The 16,949-nt window shown below is 72.5% G+C and carries 13 protein-coding genes; 7 read left to right on the plus strand and 6 right to left on the minus strand.

Annotated features, from left to right (window positions below; genetic code table 11):
• Positions 1-32 precede the first annotated feature (32 nt).
• From purE to D7D94_RS00255, 5 genes are all read left to right on the plus strand, one after another.
• Positions 33-500: a 5-(carboxyamino)imidazole ribonucleotide mutase gene (purE, locus tag D7D94_RS00235; protein WP_156243227.1), complete on the plus strand. Its 468-nt coding sequence runs from the start codon at positions 33-35 to the stop codon at positions 498-500.
• Positions 497-1,945 (plus strand): LCP family protein, encoded by a 1,449-nt coding sequence (locus tag D7D94_RS00240; RefSeq protein ID WP_246171818.1) that lies wholly within the window; start codon positions 497-499, stop codon positions 1,943-1,945. Before purE ends, D7D94_RS00240 begins: the two co-directional genes overlap by 4 nt.
• A complete protein-coding gene (locus D7D94_RS00245; RefSeq protein ID WP_156240683.1) occupies positions 1,942-3,012 on the plus strand; it encodes a glycosyltransferase in 1,071 nt (356 codons plus the stop codon). Before D7D94_RS00240 ends, D7D94_RS00245 begins: the two co-directional genes overlap by 4 nt.
• Positions 3,013-3,107: 95 nt before the next feature.
• Positions 3,108-3,983, plus strand: coding sequence for an ABC transporter permease (locus tag D7D94_RS00250; RefSeq protein WP_246171819.1), 876 nt, complete (start codon positions 3,108-3,110; stop codon positions 3,981-3,983).
• Complete coding sequence (locus tag D7D94_RS00255; RefSeq protein ID WP_156240684.1) at positions 3,983-4,744, plus strand: ABC transporter ATP-binding protein; 762 nt, start codon at positions 3,983-3,985, stop codon at positions 4,742-4,744. The genes D7D94_RS00250 and D7D94_RS00255 overlap by 1 nt, the downstream gene beginning before the upstream one ends.
• A 517-nt stretch (positions 4,745-5,261) precedes the next feature.
• Here the strand turns inward: D7D94_RS00255 and D7D94_RS00260 are convergent.
• Both D7D94_RS00260 and D7D94_RS00265 read right to left on the minus strand, forming a co-directional pair.
• Entirely contained in the window at positions 5,262-6,170 is a 909-nt protein-coding gene (locus tag D7D94_RS00260) for a glycosyltransferase family 2 protein (RefSeq protein WP_156240685.1), read from the minus strand.
• A gap of 1 nt (position 6,171) precedes the next feature.
• Positions 6,172-7,473, minus strand: a complete 1,302-nt coding sequence (locus tag D7D94_RS00265; protein ID WP_156240686.1) for a UDP-glucose dehydrogenase family protein — start codon at positions 7,471-7,473, stop codon at positions 6,172-6,174.
• 141 nt (positions 7,474-7,614) lie between these two features.
• Between D7D94_RS00265 and D7D94_RS00270 the strand changes: the two genes are divergently transcribed.
• Complete coding sequence (locus tag D7D94_RS00270; RefSeq protein ID WP_156240687.1) at positions 7,615-9,708, plus strand: hypothetical protein; 2,094 nt, start codon at positions 7,615-7,617, stop codon at positions 9,706-9,708.
• A gap of 23 nt (positions 9,709-9,731) precedes the next feature.
• A complete protein-coding gene (locus D7D94_RS00275) occupies positions 9,732-11,429 on the plus strand; it encodes a glycosyltransferase family 2 protein (RefSeq protein WP_173024208.1) in 1,698 nt (565 codons plus the stop codon).
• On the opposite strand, the gene D7D94_RS00280 is transcribed toward D7D94_RS00275, so the two are convergent.
• From D7D94_RS00280 to rfbB, 4 genes are read right to left on the minus strand one after another with little or no spacing between them, the layout of a single operon-like run.
• Complete coding sequence (locus D7D94_RS00280; RefSeq protein WP_156240689.1) at positions 11,389-12,480, minus strand: glycosyltransferase; 1,092 nt, start codon at positions 12,478-12,480, stop codon at positions 11,389-11,391. The genes D7D94_RS00275 and D7D94_RS00280 overlap by 41 nt on opposite strands.
• Entirely contained in the window at positions 12,477-14,543 is a 2,067-nt protein-coding gene (locus D7D94_RS00285; RefSeq protein ID WP_156240690.1) for an acyltransferase family protein, read from the minus strand. The genes D7D94_RS00280 and D7D94_RS00285 overlap by 4 nt, the downstream gene beginning before the upstream one ends.
• On the minus strand, positions 14,540-15,952 hold the full coding sequence (locus tag D7D94_RS00290) for a sugar nucleotide-binding protein (RefSeq protein ID WP_156240691.1): 1,413 nt from the start codon (positions 15,950-15,952) through the stop codon (positions 14,540-14,542). The genes D7D94_RS00285 and D7D94_RS00290 overlap by 4 nt, the downstream gene beginning before the upstream one ends.
• Entirely contained in the window at positions 15,949-16,947 is a 999-nt protein-coding gene (rfbB, locus tag D7D94_RS00295) for a dTDP-glucose 4,6-dehydratase (RefSeq protein ID WP_156240692.1), read from the minus strand. The genes D7D94_RS00290 and rfbB overlap by 4 nt, the downstream gene beginning before the upstream one ends.
• Between the last annotated feature and the right edge of the window lie 2 nt (positions 16,948-16,949).

The following is a 16,949-nucleotide window of genomic DNA, read 5'->3' on the forward strand; positions in this document are numbered from 1 at the left end:
ACACGACCGAAGCGCCCCTCGTCGGCGTCGTCATGGGCTCCGACTCCGATTGGCGCGTCATGGTCGACGCCTCGAACGCGCTGTCGGAGTTCGGCATCGCGCACGAGGTGGAGGTCGTCTCCGCCCACCGCACGGTCGACAAGCTCGTCCGCTACGGGCGCGAGGCGCGCGGTCGCGGGCTGAAGGCGATCATCGCCGGCGCCGGCGGCGCGGCCCACCTCCCCGGCATGCTCGCCTCCCTCACCGCGCTGCCGGTCATCGGCGTCCCGGTGCAGCTGAAGACCCTCGAGGGCCTCGACTCGCTGCTCTCCATCGTGCAGATGCCCGCCGGCATCCCCGTCGCCACGGTCTCGATCAACGGTGCCAAGAACGCGGGCCTCCTCGCCGCCCGCATCCTCGGCGCGTCCGACCCGGCCGTGGCGGACGCCGTCGAGCAGTACGCGCGCGATCTGGAGCGCCAGGTCGAGGAGAAGAACACCCGGCTGAAGGACTCTCTGTGACCGTTGCCGCAGCGGCGCCCCCTCGCGCGCGGATCTCGAAGCCGAGCGCCGTCGCCCTCACGCGCCCGATGCGGCATCCCGACCCGGCGAACGCCGCCCTGATGACGCGGCGCGGCTGGTGGCTCGTCCTCCTCGGATGGGCGATCCCCGGCTCCGCGCAGGTTCTCGCCGGCAGCAGGCGGCTCGGCCGATTCGGCCTCGGCGCGACGCTCACGTCGTGGGTGGTCGCCGTCGTGGCGGCGCTCGCGTTCCTGCTGTGGCGGGATGGCTTCCTGACGGTGCTGCTGAACACCTACGTGCTCATCGGCCTCGCCGTGCTCGTGGTCGGCTACGGCGTGCTGTGGCTGATCCTCGCGATCGACACGCTGCGGCTCGTGCGGCTCGTCCGCACCACGAGCCCCGCGCGCTTCGGCATCGCCCTGCTCAGCATCGCGCTCATGGTGCTGACCGGCGGATCCGTGGCCTACGCGGCGCCGCGGCTCATCGCGGCCTCCAGCGCCTTCGGGTCGATCTTCGCCGCCAGCGCGCCCGTCGTGCCGCCGAGCGACGGGTACTACAACATCCTGCTGCTGGGCGCGGACTCCGGCGACGGCCGCGACTCCATGCGCTTCGACAGCATCTCGGTCGTCTCCATCGAGGCGACGACCGGCGCCGTGACGATCACCGGCATCCCCCGCGAGCTCGGCGGGGCTCCGTTCAGCGAGGGCAGCCCCATGGCGGCGCTGTACCCGACCGGGTTCGAGGGGCACGCCGACGCGGAGTGCGGCTGGGACGACTGGATGAACCACATCCGCCAGGCCGCGCAGATCTGCCGCGACGACCAGGGCGCGGCGCTGTATCCCGACGCCGCGAAGCACGGATCCGAGCCGGGCGTGGAGGCCACGAAGGACGCGGCCGAGGGCGTCACCGGCCTCGAGATCCCGTACTACGCCTTCATCGACATGAACGGATTCGCCGCGCTCGTCGACGCGCTCGGCGGCGTCGACATCGAGGTGGCCCAGCGCCTGCCCGAGGGCGGCGGCCCCGCGTACGAGGGGCAGCCCGCCGAGGACTGGGCGAGCGGATGGATCGAGCCGGGCGCCCAGCACATGGACGGCGACACCGCCCAGTGGTACGCCCGCTCGCGCTACACGACGAGCGACTGGGACCGCATGCAGCGCCAGCGCCAGCTGCAGGAGGCGATCCTCGCGCAGTTCACGCCGGAGAACGTCGTCATGCGCTTCCAGGACGTGGCCCGCGCGGGCACCGCGATCGTCGAGACCGACATCCCGCAGTCGCTGCTGCCGACCTTCCTGGATCTGGCCGTCCAGGCGAAGAGCCAGCCCATGACATCCGTCGAGCTCACCCCCGAGGGCCCCGTCGCCGTCGACCAGGACGACCCCGACTTCGACGCGATCCACGCGTACCTGCAGGGGGTGCTCCACCCGGGCTCGAGCGCCGGATGACCGTGCGCCTGCGGGTCGTCCTGGATCAGCTCGCAGCGCCCGTCGATCCCGACCTCGCCGCCGCCTCGCGGGACCTCGCGCGACTGCTGGTCGAGGCCGCCCCCGCCGGTTGCGTGGTCGACGCGATCGCGCCCGCCGGTGCGCCGCTGGACGTGCCGGGGATCGCCGCCGAGAAGCGCCTGGCGCGCGGGCGGCGCGAGCTCGCCGCGGCATGGCGGATGGGGATGGCGCCGGAGGACGGTCTCATCCACTCTCCGACGCTGCTCGCGCCGCTCGTGCGCCACGAGCGCCCGGCGGCGCAGACCGCCGTCACCGTCTGGGACCTGCGCGCCTGGGAGGCGCCGGAGGAGCTGCCGCGCGGGGCGGCCGCCCTCGAGCAGGCGCTGCTGCGCCGCGCGCAGAAGCACGCGGACGCCGTCGTGGTGCCCACGCACTCCGTCGCCGAGCGCCTGGACGCCATCGCCGCTCTGCGCGGCCGCGTCCGCGTCATCGCCGGCGCACCGCCGGAGGGGTTCGCGCTGCCGACCGACGCCGAGGCGCGTCGGCGCGACCTCGGGCTGCCGCCCGCGTTCGTGGCGGCGGCCGGCACGGCGGCGCCGTCGGATGGCCTCGCCCGGGTGTTCGCGGCCGCGCGCGCTGCCGGGTCGGACGTCGTGGTGCTGGATGTGCCGGAACGGCATGTCGCGTCGGTCCGCGCGATCGCGGAGGAGGCCGGCCTCGGGGCGGAGCGCGTCCATCCGCACGGCTCCCTGGACCGCGGCGACCGTGCGGCGGTCCTCGGAGCGGCCGGCGCGTTCCTCGCCGGTTCGACACGGGCGGTGTGGCCGTGGCGCGTCGTCGAGGCCATGACCCTCGGCACCCCCGTCATCGCGATCGACGCCGACGGCCACCGCGAGGTGGTGCTCGACGGCGGCGCCGTGGTGCGCGCCGACGAGATGGCCGACGCGCTTGTCGCGGCGCTCGCGGGCGACCCGATGTCGCTCGGGCTGCGCGCGCGGGACCGCTCGCGGGCGTTCTCCTGGCACGGCGCGGCCGAGAAGGTGTGGCAGCTGCACGCCGAGCTGTGACCTCCCGCTTCGGGGCTGGCCTCCAGGTTGCCCGGGGGCGCGGCGATAGGATCGCGTGTGGCTTTTTCCCGATTGACGAGGCAGGGCGCGCAGCAGTGACGACGATCGATCTCTCGGAATACGACGTCCCCGGCCGGGGCCGCGGCCTCGCCGATGTCTTCCGCTGGCGCTACCTCCTGCGCCTCCTCGTGCGCAAGGGCACGGCGACCCGCTACCGCAACTCGGTGCTCGGCTGGACCTGGTCGTATGTCAAGCCCGGCATCCAGTTCCTCATGTACTTCCTCGTCGTGGGGTACATCTTCAACGGCAACCGCGGCATCACGAACTTCCCGATCTACCTGTTCGCCGGGCTGGTCGCGGTGAACTTCTTCAACGAGGCGTTCGGCAACTCCACGACCGCGATCGTCGACAACCGCGCGCTGGTGAAGAAGATCTACCTGCCGCGGGAGCTCTTCCCCATCTCCGCCGTCACGGTCGCGTTCATCCACTTCCTGCCGCAGCTGGCCATCCTGCTCGTCGTCGCCCTGCTCTACGGATGGCTTCCCACGTTCGCGGGCATCGGCGCGATGCTCCTGGGGATGGCCCTGATCGCCGCTCTCGCGCTGGGGCTCGGTCTCTTCTTCGCCGGGATCAACGTGCGCTACCGCGACGCGCAGAACTTCGTCGAGATCATCCGCATGGTGTCCACGTGGGCCTCGCCGGTGCTGTACGCCTGGACCCTCGTGGCGGAGAAGGCCAGCGGCTGGGTCCTGCACCTCTACATGTCGAACCCCGTGACGATCGCCGTGGAGCTGTTCCACTGGACGTTCTGGGAGCCGACCGTGCCCGTCGACGCCGTCGAGCAGCCGCACGGCTTCCCGCCGCACTTCACCGTGTACCTCACCGTGGCCGTCGTGATGTGCGCCGTCATCCTCATCATCGGCCAGTTCACGTTCCGCCGCTTCGAGCGCACCTTCGCCCAGGACCTGTGATGTCGAACACCCTCACCGTCACGTCGGCCACGAAGCCGGCCATCGTCATCGACCACGTGTCGAAGATGTTCCTCAAGCGGAACACGCACTCCTTCAAGGAGGCGTTCATCGGGTGGATCCAGCGCAAGAAGGTGCGCAGCGACGTCTTCACCGCGCTCGACGACGTCAGCTTCCAGATCGGCGAGGGCGAGTCGGTTGCCGTCCTCGGGTTCAACGGGTCCGGCAAGTCCACGACCCTGAAGCTCGTGTCCGGCGTCCTCGAGCCCGACGAGGGGCGCGTCTTCACGCGCGGCCGCGTCGCGGGCCTCATCGAGGTCGGCGCGGGCTTCCACCCCGACCTCTCGGGGCGCGAGAACGTGTACCTGAACGCGGCCATCCTCGGCATGAAGCAGGAGGAGATCGAGGCGCGCTTCGACGACATCGTCGCCTTCAGCGAGATCGGCGACTTCATCGACACCGAGGTGAAGCACTACTCCTCGGGCATGTTCATGCGCCTGGCGTTCGCCGTGGCCATCCACGTCGACCTCGACGTGCTGCTCGTCGACGAGGTGCTGTCGGTGGGTGACGCGCCGTTCCGGCAGAAGTGCTACGCGAAGATCGAGGAGCTCACGGCGAAGGGCGTCACGATGCTCGTCGTCAGCCACGACATGGGCACCGTGAAGCGCCTGTGCTCGCGCGGCATCTTCATCCACGAGCACAAGGTGCTCTTCGACGGCCCCATCGAGGAGGCCGTCGAGCTCGTTCGCACCACCCCCCACTGAGCCCGGGTGCGGGAACGGGGCACACCCGCAGCGCACACACGCGCAGGGGCGCTCGCTTCGGCACCGCGTGCGGGCTCGGGCACCGCGTGCGGGCTCGGGCACCGCGTGCGGGCTCGGGCACCGCGTGCGGGCTCGGGCACCGCGTGTGGGCTCCGGCACCGCGTGCAACGCGTGCTGTCGCGGAGCGGCGGCGCTGCCCGGGAGCGATCACGGTATGCGCGAGCGTGCTGAGCGCGTGGACGGGGCTGCGCGCGAGCGTTCGCGACGCCTGCGAGCCCGCGGGCGGTGTCGGCGCGCTGTCCGCACGGACGCAGCCGACCTCGGACCGTGCCTCTGATCCCGCAGCGGGCACCGGCTCCGATGCCGTTCGTTCGCTCCGACGCCGGCCCTCCGTGCCCGGACAGCGCCCTCGCTCCTCGCCAGCGCGTTCGCTCCGAGACCGCGTGCGGCGCACACTGTCCGCGAGCGACGGCGCTGATCATGAGCGACGGCGTCGTGCGCGAGCGCGCCGCCGGGATCAGCGGGCGAGGCGCCTGCGCAGCTTGTCGTAGCCGCGGGCGACGACGTTGAAGCGGCCGACTTCGCGGCGCACCTCGTCGCGGATGCCGTTCTCGACGTCGACGAAGCGGCGGTCGATGAACTTCGTGAGATAGAGCACGAGGCCGAGGCCGTTCTCGTCGACGTACTCGCGCAGCGCGCGGTCGCGGATGAGCGCGTCGTGCTTCTCATGCTCGCCGCGCGAGGAGATCACGCTGTTGCCGGCGCTGCCGTCGGCTCCGGTCCGCTGGTGCCAGTAGGCGTACGGATGGTCGGAGAGGTACTCGAGGGCGCCTCGCGAGAGCACACGGAGGTTGAACTCCCAGTCGCCCACCACGGGCAGGCGGTCGTCGTACAGCCCCAGCTCCTCGTGGAGCGCGCGGCGGTAGACGAACCCGATCGGCACGTAGCGGTTGAACAGCAGCGTGTCGGCGAGGGTGGGGGCGGGCAGGTGCGGCTGGAAGACCTCCCGGCGCACCGGCACGAGCCGGTCGCCCTCGAGGGTCTCCCACACGATCTCGATGCGGGAGACGACGCCGCCGCGATCGGGGTTCTCCTCGAGATACGTCGCCGCGCGCTCGAGGAATTCGGGATGCCACGTGTCGTCGTCGTCGTGCAGCACGAGCAGCGGCGCCGACGTCCCGAGGACGCCCGCGTTCGCGCTGACCCAGCGCCCGCGCGACGTCTCCGAGTGGATCGCGCGCACCCGGGCGCGGTCCGCGTCCGGCAGTGCGGCGATCAGCGCGTCGACGGGGGCGAGATCGCCTCCGTCGTTGACGATCACCGCCTCCCAGTCGGTCAGCGTCTGCGCCGTGATGCTCCGCACCGCACGGGCGAGCAGGTCGGCCCGATCCTTCGTGCGGATGACGATCGCGACGCGGGGGGTCATGTCAGCGGCCCATGCCGTGGTAGGTCCAGCCCGCGTCGCGCCAGTCGGCGGGGGAGAGGATGTTGCGGCCGTCGATGATGGTGGGGCGGGCGACCTTCTGCGCGGTCTCGACGGGGTCGAGGGCGCGGAACGCCTTCCACTCGGTGGCGATGACGACGGTCTCTGCGCCCTGGAGGGCGTCGTCGAGGGAGTCGGCGTACGCGAGCTGCGGGTGGGCGCGGCGGGCGTTGGGGATGGCCTCGGGGTCGTAGGCGATGACGTCGGCTCCGAGGCCCTTGAGGCGCACGGCGACGTCGAGGGCGGGGGAGTCGCGGGTGTCGTCGCTGTCAGGCTTGAACGCCAGTCCCAGGACGGCGACGCGGTGGCCGTTGACGTGGTCGTCGAAGCTGTGGGTGACGAGGTCGACCACGCGCTGCCGGCGGCGGAGGTTGATCTCGTCGACCTGCTTCAGGAACGCCACGGACTCGCCCTTGCCGAGCTCCTCGGCGCGGGCAGCGAAGGCGCGGATGTCCTTGGGCAGGCACCCGCCGCCGAAGCCGACGCCGGCGTTGAGGAAGCGGCGCCCGATGCGGTTGTCGTGCCCGATCGCGTCGGCGAGCTGGGTGACGTCGGCGCCGGTGGCCTCGGCGATCTCGGCCATGGCGTTGATGAAGCTGATCTTCGTGGCCAGGAAGCTGTTCGCGGCGACCTTCACGAGCTCGGCGGTCGCGTACCCGGTCACCAGGCGCGGGGTGCCCGCGCCGATCGCGGTGGCGTACACCTCGTCGAGGGTGGCGGTGTCGGTCTCGCCGGTGGTGTCGGAGACGCCGTACACGAGCCGGTCGGGCTCGACGGTGTCCTTCACCGCGAAGCCCTCGCGGAGGAACTCGGGGTTCCACGCGAGGTGCGCGCCGGTGGGCGCGACGAGCTCGGACAGGCGCTGGGCGGTGCCGACCGGGACGGTGGACTTGCCCGCGACGAGGTCGCCCTCGCCGAGGTGGGGCAGCAGCGCCTCGACGGACGAGTTGACGTAGGTCATGTCCGCGCCGGTGCCGTCCTTGCGCTGCGGGGTGCCCACGGCGATGAAGTGCACCTTCGCGCCCGCGGCGGCGGACATGTCGGTCGTGAACGACAGCCGACCCGACGCCAGGCCCGCCTGGAGGATCTCGCCCAGACCGGGCTCGAAGAACGGCGTCTCACCGGCAGCGAGCTTGTCGATCTTCGCCGCGTCGACATCCACCCCGACGACCTCGTGCCCGAGCGACGCCATCGCCGCCGCGTGCACCGCACCCAGATAACCGCAACCGATCACACTCAACTTCATGACGCCTGAAACCCCTCTGGCCGACTCCAACCGCGCGGGAGCCGGCGGCTCATCCGTGCGGTGCAACCCGTCAATCCTCCCATGGCCGCACGGGAGACCCCTGCGCAAGGAGCGCGCGTCCCGTTCCGACATACTGATCTGATGCGTGCCCGCCCCCTTCTCCGCGCGTCCGTCGCCGCGCGCGGACGCCTGACCGTCTCCGCCCTCGTCGTCCTCGGCCTCCTCGGCGGATCCCTCTCCGCCGCCAGCGCGGCGGCCGCGACGACCCCCGACGACGAGCCGGTCGTCTCCGCCACCACCGCACCGGGCACGCTGCCCGAGACCGTCTCTCCCCGCCCGACGCCGACCGCGGCGCCGACTCCGAAGCCGTCCGCCCCGCCAGCCGCGACGCCGAAGACGACCGCGACGCCGGCCCCGACTCCCGCCCCCGAGGAGCTCGCTCCGGAGGAGATGGACCGGCTCGCGCACGACACCACCCCCGATGAGGCGGTCGTGGAGGAGGGTGCGGACCTGCGAGCCCGCGCGGTGAGCCTCGTCGGGTTCGATCCCGGCGACATCGTCAGCGACGCCGTCTTCTACAACAGCGGTGCGATGAGCGCGGCGCAGATCCAGACCTTCTTGAAGAGCAAGGTGCCGACCTGCCGGTCGGGCTACACGTGCCTGAAGGACTTCCGGATGACCACGAGCACGCGGAAGGCAGACGCCTACTGCACCAAGCCGTACGCGGGTGCGGCGAACGAGAGCGCAGCGACGATCATCGCCAAGGTGGCGCAGGCGTGCGGCATCAACCCGCAGGTGCTGCTGGTGATGCTGCAGAAGGAGCAGGGCCTCGTCACGCACACCTGGCCGAGCGATTGGCGCTACACGATCGCGATGGGCATGGCGTGCCCCGACACCGCCGCGTGCGACACCCGCTACTACGGCTTCCAGAACCAGGTCTACGGGGCGGCGCGGCAGTACCAGGTCTACGCGACGTCCAGCTGGTTCAACTGGTTCCCGGTGGGGAAGTCCTCCCGCGTGCAGTACCACCCGAACGCGTCCTGCGGATCGGGCGCGGTCACGATCAAGAACAAGGCCACCGCGAGCCTGTACTACTACACGCCGTATCAGCCGAACGCGGCCGCGCTGCGCGCCGGATACGGCACGGGCGACGCGTGCTCGGCCTACGGCAACCGCAACTTCTACAACTACTTCACCGACTGGTTCGGGCCCACCCGCGCCGCCATGAAGGGCCTCATCCGCGTCGACAGCCGCGACATCTACCTCCTGAACGGCACGAGCAAGGTCCACGTCACGTCGGCGACGCTCGCCGAGTACAAGGCAGCCTTCGGCGCATGGCGCGAGGTGTCGTCGGATGCCGCCGCCGCGTACCCGACGAAGGGCACCGCGTCGCTGTTCATCCGCAACACGACCAGCGGCGAGGTGGCCCTGCTGCAGGGCGGCAAGCGGCACCGGTTCTCGACGTGCACGCAGGTGGCGCAGTGGGGCGGCACGTGCGGCACCGAGCTCGGCCTGGCTGCCTCGACCTACACGTCGGCCGGCAAGGGATCCGCCATGACGAACGTGGCGCGCCGGTCGTCGAACGGCCGTCTGCACGTCATCGGCAGCGGCTCGCGGCTCGTGCCGCTCTACGACAGCGCCGCCGTCGCCGCGTACACGGGCTCGTCCGCGCCGTACGCGGCCGTCATGTCCGCCGCGGCCCAGCAGAAGTACACGGTCGCCGAGATGCGCTTCGCACCGGGGAGCTGGGTGAAGCGCACCACCTCCGCGCGGGTCTACCTCCCCACGTCCGACCGGCGCCTGGTCTACCTCCCCAGCTGGGGCCTCGCCGACGAGTACGGTCTCGGGCGCGGCGTGGACGCGCAGGTCGCTCCGACCGTGCTCACGGGCTACGCCGACAAGGGCACGCTGGGCCTGCTCGCGACCTGCGGCACGACGACGTACGTCGCCGCAGGCGGCACGCTGCACCCGGTGCGCACCACGGGCGGCTTCCCGACCACGACGCTGGACGGCCCGACGTGCCGGAAGCTGGACCGGTCGGGTGCACGCGTCCCGGGGCGGATCTTCGTGAAGGCGGCGAAGAGCGATCGCGTCTATGTCCTCGACGGTGGCCGGCTGCGGCACGTGACGACCGTGACGGCCGTGCGCCGCCTGGCGGGCGGAAAGTGGCCGACCATCCTCACCCTCTCGGCCCAGACGGTCGACTTCCTGCCGAAGGGCTCGACGGTCCGCTGACCGTGCGCGGATAGGATCGGGTGGTGACTGAGCGCCCGGTCCTGTCCGTCGTCCTTCCCGTGCACGACGTGGCGCCGTGGATCGGCGAGACGCTTGAGACCGTCCTCGCGCAGGACATCGACTCGATGGAGGTCCTCGTCGTCGACGACGGCTCGCGCGACGCCACCCCCGAGATCGTGGCGGATGTCGCCGCTCGCGATCCGCGCGTGCGCCTGGTGAGCTCGGCGGGACGCGGCGGAGGAACCGCCCGGAACACCGGAATCGACGCGGCGCGCGGGCGCTACCTGGTCTTCTGCGACGGCGACGACCTCGTCCCCGACGGCGCGTACGCCGCGCTCGTCGCGAGCCTCGAGCGCAGCGGATCGGACATCGCGTTCGGCGACTACCTGAAGTTCCGCCCGGCCGACACCTGGCGGCCGACGGACGCGATGCCCGCCTTCGACCGCCCGGCAAGCGGCATCGCGCTGCGCGACGAGCCCACGTTGCTCTTCAGCCGGCCCTGCTGGAACAAGGCGTTCGCCCTCGACTGGCTGCGGGCCACCGGCATCCGCTTCCCCGACGTGCCGCGCTCGAACGACATCGTGCCGATGATGCGCGCGTACCTGCTGGCTCGACGCGTGGACATCCTCCCCGACGTCGTGTACCTGTACCGCGAGCGCCCGGGCGCGACCTCGATGTCGGCGCGGGCGGGAGCGGCGCCGTCGCTGCTCAGCTACCTGGATCAGGAACTCGCCTGCGCGCGGCTGGTGGCGGAGGCGGGCGATGCGGGGCTGTCGGCCGTGTACGCGGAGCTGGTGCGGGAGCGCGACGGCTTCATACACATCGCGCGCTGGGCCGCGCGGGCGGACGCGGACGACGCGGCGGCCGTGCGGGAGGCCGTGCGCGCCCTGCTCGAGGCGACGCCCGAGGTCTCCGCCGGCGACCCGCTGCGCGCGCTCGTCCTGCGCCTCGTCGTCGCGGGCGAGCACGTGGCCGCGCGCCCGCTCGCGCGCTGGATGCTCGCGCTCCCGGTCGAGGACGACGCGGCGGCGGACTGGTCGGCGGCGCTCGAGCGCCTGCACGAGGTGGCCGCGCTGACCCCCGCCGAGGTCGAGGCGCTCATCACACCCCTCACCACCGCGCTGCGCGTGCACCCCGCGGCGCCCGCCGACTGGCTGCGGCTGGAGCGCGCCGTGCGTCGCGTGCTCGGCGAGCGCGCGGTCATGCTGGTGCCCGAGGCGCGCCTCTCCGACGCCGACGCCGAGCGCGCGCTGGCGGCGCGCGAGCGGATGGCCGGCCGCGTCACGCGCGTCGGCCGCCTCCGCACCGGCCGCCTCACCATCGGCGCGCTGCTCGTGGAGGGGCGGAGCGACGAGGGCGCAAGAGCGGCGCTGCCCGTGCTGCACGACGGCGAGTTCGCGGGCGTGCCCGCGATCGAGCCGTCCGACGTCCGCTGGCGTGCCGATGCGGCGGGCGGATGGCGGTGGCAGGCGGTCTTCCCGATTCGCGCGCTGCCGATGCACCGCCCCCTCACCCCGGCCATCCGCGACCTCGTCACCGGATGCGCGGTCGCCGTGCCGGGGGAGGGCGAGCTGCCCGCGTACGATCCGCGGGATCCCCTCCTCTACGCCAGGGTCGACGGCGTCACCGTGGTGCGCCGTCGTCGGCACTGGGCGCCGCGGGCGGTGCGCCGCGCGATCATCATCGCGCGCGCCCGCCTCCGCCCGCTGCTCCGCCGCTGAGCTCGTCGAGGAGGGCGCGGTAGGCGCGTGCGGTGCGCCAGGGCGAGATGGGCGCGGTGAACGCGGCGAAATCCGCCTCGGTCACCGCCTCGAACAGGTCGCGGTCCGCCAGGAGCTCCGCGATCGACGCCGCAGGGCGCGCGGTGTCGAAGAAGGCCACCCACGGCTCGGCGCCGAACTGCTCGCGCAGGTGCGGCTCGTCGGGCAGCACGACCGGCACGCGGAACGTCGCGGCCAGGTGCACGCTCCCGGAGTTGAGGATGGCCCGATAGGGGAACACCGCCACATCGGCCGCGCGGAACCAGCGCGCGAGGTCGCCGTCGGGCACGAAGGAGAAGTGCGTGATCGCGCGCAGGCCATCCGGGATGAGCGCGGCCACGTCGTCGGCGGACTGCTCCTTCACCACCCCGGCGAGGAGAAGCGCGATGTCGCCGTCGACGGCCGCCGCGGCCTCGATGAGTGCGTCGACGCCCTTGTACGGACGGATCTGGCCGAGGAAGAGCACCGCCCGCTCCTGCGGTGCGAGGGCGAAGGCCGCGCGGGCGGTCTCCCGGTCGACGCCGCCGACGTCGTAGATCCCCTCGTAGCTGGGGTGGGGGATGACCCGCACCTTCCCCGGGTCGAGCGCGACGACATCCGCCACCACCCGCGCCGTGTCGGGCGCCATGGCGTGCACGACGTCGGCGAGGTCGGCGAGCCCCCGGTAGAGCGCGATCTCGCCCTCGCGGAACCGCAGCTCGTGCGGCAGGCGGTTGTGGATGGTCCAGATCAGCCGCGCGCCTCGACGGCGCGCTGCGCGGAGCGCGTCGAGCAGGGTCCGCAGCCGCTCGCCCGCGTCGGCCTCGTCCGCGGCCTCCTGCACGAGCGGAGTCGTCCAGTGGATGTGCGCGACGTCGCCGCCGTGCAGCCGACGCAGCTCCCGCAGCAGCTCCGAGTGCGTGGTGGCTCCCGCGAAGCGGTAGCCGGCCGCCCGTGCGGACAGCTCGAGGAGGTTGAGGTACGGGTTCTCCGGCCAGGTCGGGAAGACCAGGACGGATCCGGCGTTCTTCATGAGGTGCTCCTCGGGCTGGGCGGGGTCTCGGCCAGGGCCGTGGCGATCCGTTCGGCGAGCGGATGGCCGAGGGTCGTGCTGAACGACGCCGTGAGGTGATGCAGATCGCGGTAGACGAGCACCCCTCCCAGCATCATGGGGCACGCCGCGTCGGTGCAGTACGCGTCGCTCAGATCCACGAGCGGCGCGTCCACCGCCGCGGCGGCGATCCGCAGCGGATCGTCCGCGAGCGCGGCGTCGGCGCGGGGGATGGCGCAGGTGCCGGCGGTCAGCTCGCGCGCCGCGGCGACGCAGTCCTGCGCCGCGGCCGGGACGCGGGGGTTGTCGGCGACGGCGACGACCGGCGTGCCGGCGTCCTGCGCGCGTCGCCAGGCGTCCGCGTAGCGGGCGGCGGCCGCGGCGCGCGCATCGGCGTCGCGCTCGGCGGCGTTCACGGCGGTGACGAGGACGGCGTCGTACGCGCCCGACGCGAACTCGGCGTCGAGCTTCTCGACGTGGTCGGCGCACTCGGCCGGCGCCGGCTCCTGCCAGACGCAGCCGCGGCCGACGAAGACGTCGACGTGCCAGCCGTGTTCCGCAGCGGTCTCGCGCAGCGCGGGGATGAGCATGGCGGCGTGCGAGTCCCCGTGCAGTGCGATGCGCAGCGCGCCGGGGTCGTCGGAGCCGAACGCGCAGGTGACGAGGTCGCCCCCCGCGGTGGGGTCGAAGTCGTAGCAGGCGAAGGCGTCGCCGATGTCGTCGCGGAGGCCGGCGGGCGCGGGGATGAGGTCGGACTGCGCGACGGGATCGTCGAGGACGCCTGCGCAGCCGTCGTCGAGGAGCGCCGCAGCGCCTCGGCACTGGTCCGGATCGCGGAGGCTCTCGGCGGCCGTCGCGGTCCGCTCGGCTGCGACCGCGGCCTGACGCCACATCGGCACCGCGGCGCCGGCGACGACGACCGCCATGGCCGCCGCGGTGAGCACGAGCACCGACGACGGACGCGAGCTGCGCGCGCGCGGCGCGAAGCGGACCGGATCCTCCACGAAGCGCTTGGTCAGCGCGGCCAGGACGATGGTCGCGACGAGGAGCACGAGGTTCTCGGGCAGCTCGGGCGGCCGGCCGAGCGCGTGCGGGGCGATGACGACGAGCGGCCAGTGCCAGAGGTAGATGCTGTACGAGCGATCGCCGAGCCACTGCAGCGGCCGCCAGGCGACGATGCGCTCCAGCGGCCCGGCGCCGAGCGCGATGAGCGCCGCGGCGGCCGCGGTGGGGAGGATCGCGGCGGGGCCGGGGAACGGCGTCGCGTCGTCGTAGACGAGAAGGGTCGCGACGACGAGCGTCAGCGCGGCGAGCCAGGCGGCGAGGTGCGCCGCGCGGGGGAGCACGAGACGCGGCAGCAGCGCGACGATCGCGCCGAGCGCGAACTCCCAGAGCCGGCTGACGGTCGAGAAGTAGCCGAAGGGGTAGCTCGTCGACGTCAGCCACACGCTGGCGCCGAAGCCGGCGACCGCGATGACCGCCGCGCCGATCACCAGGCGCCGCCGCGAGCTCCGCGCGCCGGCCGCGCCGGCCGCGCCGGCGGTGGCGGCCAGCAGCAGCAGCGGCCACAGCACGTAGAACTGCTCCTCCACCGACAGCGACCAGTAGTGCTGGGCGATCGGCGGCGCGGCGTCGTGCGCGAGGTAGTCGACCCCGTCCGCCGCGAGCTGCCAGTTCACGACGTAGAGCGCGCTGCCGACGATCGAGCGGAGATCGTTCTCGCGCAGCGGCGCCGGCGTCCACAGCAGCACGAGGGCGACGCTCGCGAGGAGGACGAGAAGGCTCGCCGGCAGCAGCCGTCGGGCGCGGGCGGCCCAGAACGCCGCGAGCCGCAGAGTCCCCCGCTCGCGCGCGCGCACGAGCTGGCCCGTGATGAGGTACCCGGAGATGACGAAGAAGACGTCGACGCCGACGTAGCCCCCCGGCAGCGCGCGCGGCCAGATGTGGAACAGCACGACGCCGAGCACTGCGAGGGTGCGCAGCGCCTGGATGTCGGCGCGGGCGGGGCCGGCGGCGCGGGCGGGGTGCGGTGTGCTCGCGGTCACCGGCTCTCGAGGTAGGCGGTGAGGCGGGTGTCGGCGTCGGCGGGGGTGTAGCCGGTGGCCTGGATGCGGGTGAGGTCGAGGACGCTGTTGCGGGGGCGGGGCGCGACGGGGCCGGTCGCGGTGGCGTAGTAGGCGTCGGTGCTGACGGGGGTGACGCGGTTCGGGTCGTGGCCGGTGAGGGCGTAGACGCGGCGTGCGATGTCGGCCCAGGTGGTGGGTGCGCCGGTGCCGGTGAGGTTGTAGACGCCGTAGGCGGGGCGGGTGGTGAGGAGGTGGCGGATGCCGGCGGCGATGTCGTCGGTGAAGGTGAGCCGGCCGGTCTGGTCGTCGACGACGGCGGGGTCGATGCCGCGTTCGGCCAGCGACGCCATGGTGGTGACGAAGTTCTTCCCGTCGCCGATGACCCAGCTGGTGCGGACGATGTAGTGGCGGGGAACGGTCGCGGCGATCTGGTCGCCGGCGGCCTTGGTCTGCCCGTACACGCCCAGGGGCGACAGGGGCGCGTCCTCGCGGTAGGGGGTGGTCGCGGTGCCGTCGAAGACGTAGTCGCTGGAGACGTGGACGAGGGTGAGGCCGTGCTCGGTGGCGATGCGCGCGAGCGCGGTGACGCCGGCGACGTTCGCCGCCCACGCCTGGGCGCGGCCCTCGGGGGTCTCGGCCTGGTCGACGGCGGTGTGGGCGGCGGCGTTGACGATGGTGTCGTAGTCCCGCCACCGGCGGGCGGTGGGAAGGTCGGGGGAGGCGAGGTCGAGGTCGGTGCGGGTGGCGTACTCGATGTGCGGCGCGTCGCCGTACAGGTTCCGGAGGGCGCGGCCGAGCTGTCCGTTCGCGCCGAGGACGAGGGTCTTCCGCGGTGGGACGGGGGCGACGTCGGACAGGCGCGGGTGGGCGCGGTCCTTGTCGCTGATCTCCGCGTCGGTCAGCGGGATGGGCCAGGCGATCGCGGCGGTCTCGTCGGCGAGGTTGAGGAACGAGTACGACGCGGTCGGGGACCAGTGGTCGTTGACGAGGTACGTGTACGCGGTGTCGGGTTCGAGGGTCTGGTAGCTGTTCCCCACCCCGCGGGGCACGAACACGGCCTTGGACGGGTCGAGTTCGGCGGTGTGGACGGCGCCGAAGCTCGGTCCCTCGCGCAGGTCGACCCAGGCGGCGAAGATGCGGCCGGTGGCGACGGAGACGAACTTGTCCCACGGTTCGGCGTGGATGCCGCGGGTGGTGCCGGCGGCGTCGTTGAAGGAGATGTTGTTCTGCACGGGACCGAAGTCCGCAAGCCCCGCGGCGGTCATCTTCTCCCGCTGCCAGTTCTCCTTGAACCAGCCGCGCGCGTCGCCGTGGACGGGCAGGTCGAACTCCACCAGCCCCGGGATCGCGGTCGGGGTGCCGGTGAGGGGCTTGCCGAACACGGTCACTGTCCCTTCGCGGCGTAGAACGCCTCGACGCCGTCCTTGGCCGGCGCCCACCAGTCCTCGTGCTCCCGGTACCAGTCGATCGTCGCGGACAGGCCCGCCTCGAAGTCCCGGTAGCGGGGCTCCCACCCGAGCTCGGTGTGGAGCTTGGTGGAGTCGATCGCGTACCGCAGGTCGTGCCCTGCCCGGTCGGTGACGTGGTCGTACGCGTCTTCCGGCTGCCCCATGAGGCGCAGGATCAGCTCCACGACGTCCTTGTTGTTCTTCTCCCCGTCCGCGCCGATGAGGTAGGTCTGCCCGATCTGCCCGGCCTCGAGGATCCGCAGCACCGCGGAGGAGTGGTCGTCGGCGTGGATCCAGTCGCGCACGTTCTCACCCGCGCCGTACAGCTTCGGGCGGATCCCGCGGATCACGTTCGTGATCTGCCGCGGGATGAACTTCTCCACGTGCTGGTAGGGGCCGTAGTTGTTGGAGCAGTTCGAGATCGTCGCCCGCACCCCGAACGATCGCACCCACGCGCGCACCAGCAGATCCGACCCCGCCTTCGTCGACGAGTACGGAGAGGACGGGTTGTACGGGGTCGACTCGGTGAACCGCTCCGGGTCGTCCAGCTCCAGATCCCCGTACACCTCGTCGGTGGAGATGTGATGGAACCGGCGGTCGTGACGACGCGCGGCCTCCAGCAGCGTGTACGTGCCGATGATGTTCGTGTCCAGGAACGGGCGCGGGTCGTTCAGCGAGTTGTCGTTGTGGGACTCCGCGGCGTAGTGCACCACCTGATCCACCCGCCCGAACAGCTCATCCACCAGGGCGGCGTCGGCGATGTCGCCCACCACCAGCTCCACGCGGTCCTCCGGCAGCCCCGCGAGAGACGCCCGGTTGCCGGCGTAGGTGAGCTTGTCCAGCACCACCACCCGGTGATCGGTGTGCGCGATGACGTGGTGGACGAAGTTCGACCCGATGAAACCGGCGCCGCCGGTCACCAGAAGCGTGCTCACGA

This window comes from Microbacterium oryzae (assembly GCF_009735645.1).
GTDB lineage: Bacteria > Actinomycetota > Actinomycetes > Actinomycetales > Microbacteriaceae > Microbacterium > Microbacterium oryzae.

Coding starts and splice junctions, on each gene's coding strand:
- D7D94_RS00245 (WP_156240683.1), top strand. CDS start 1,942: ATGACCGTGCGCCTGCGGGTCGTCCTGGATCAGCTCGCAGCGCCCGTC.
- D7D94_RS00270 (WP_156240687.1), top strand. CDS start 7,615: ATGCGTGCCCGCCCCCTTCTCCGCGCGTCCGTCGCCGCGCGCGGACGC.
- D7D94_RS00260 (WP_156240685.1), bottom strand. CDS start 6,170: ATGACCCCCCGCGTCGCGATCGTCATCCGCACGAAGGATCGGGCCGAC.
- D7D94_RS00265 (WP_156240686.1), bottom strand. CDS start 7,473: ATGAAGTTGAGTGTGATCGGTTGCGGTTATCTGGGTGCGGTGCACGCG.
- purE (WP_156243227.1), top strand. CDS start 33: ATGGGCTCCGACTCCGATTGGCGCGTCATGGTCGACGCCTCGAACGCG.
- D7D94_RS00280 (WP_156240689.1), bottom strand. CDS start 12,480: ATGAAGAACGCCGGATCCGTCCTGGTCTTCCCGACCTGGCCGGAGAAC.
- D7D94_RS00255 (WP_156240684.1), top strand. CDS start 3,983: ATGTCGAACACCCTCACCGTCACGTCGGCCACGAAGCCGGCCATCGTC.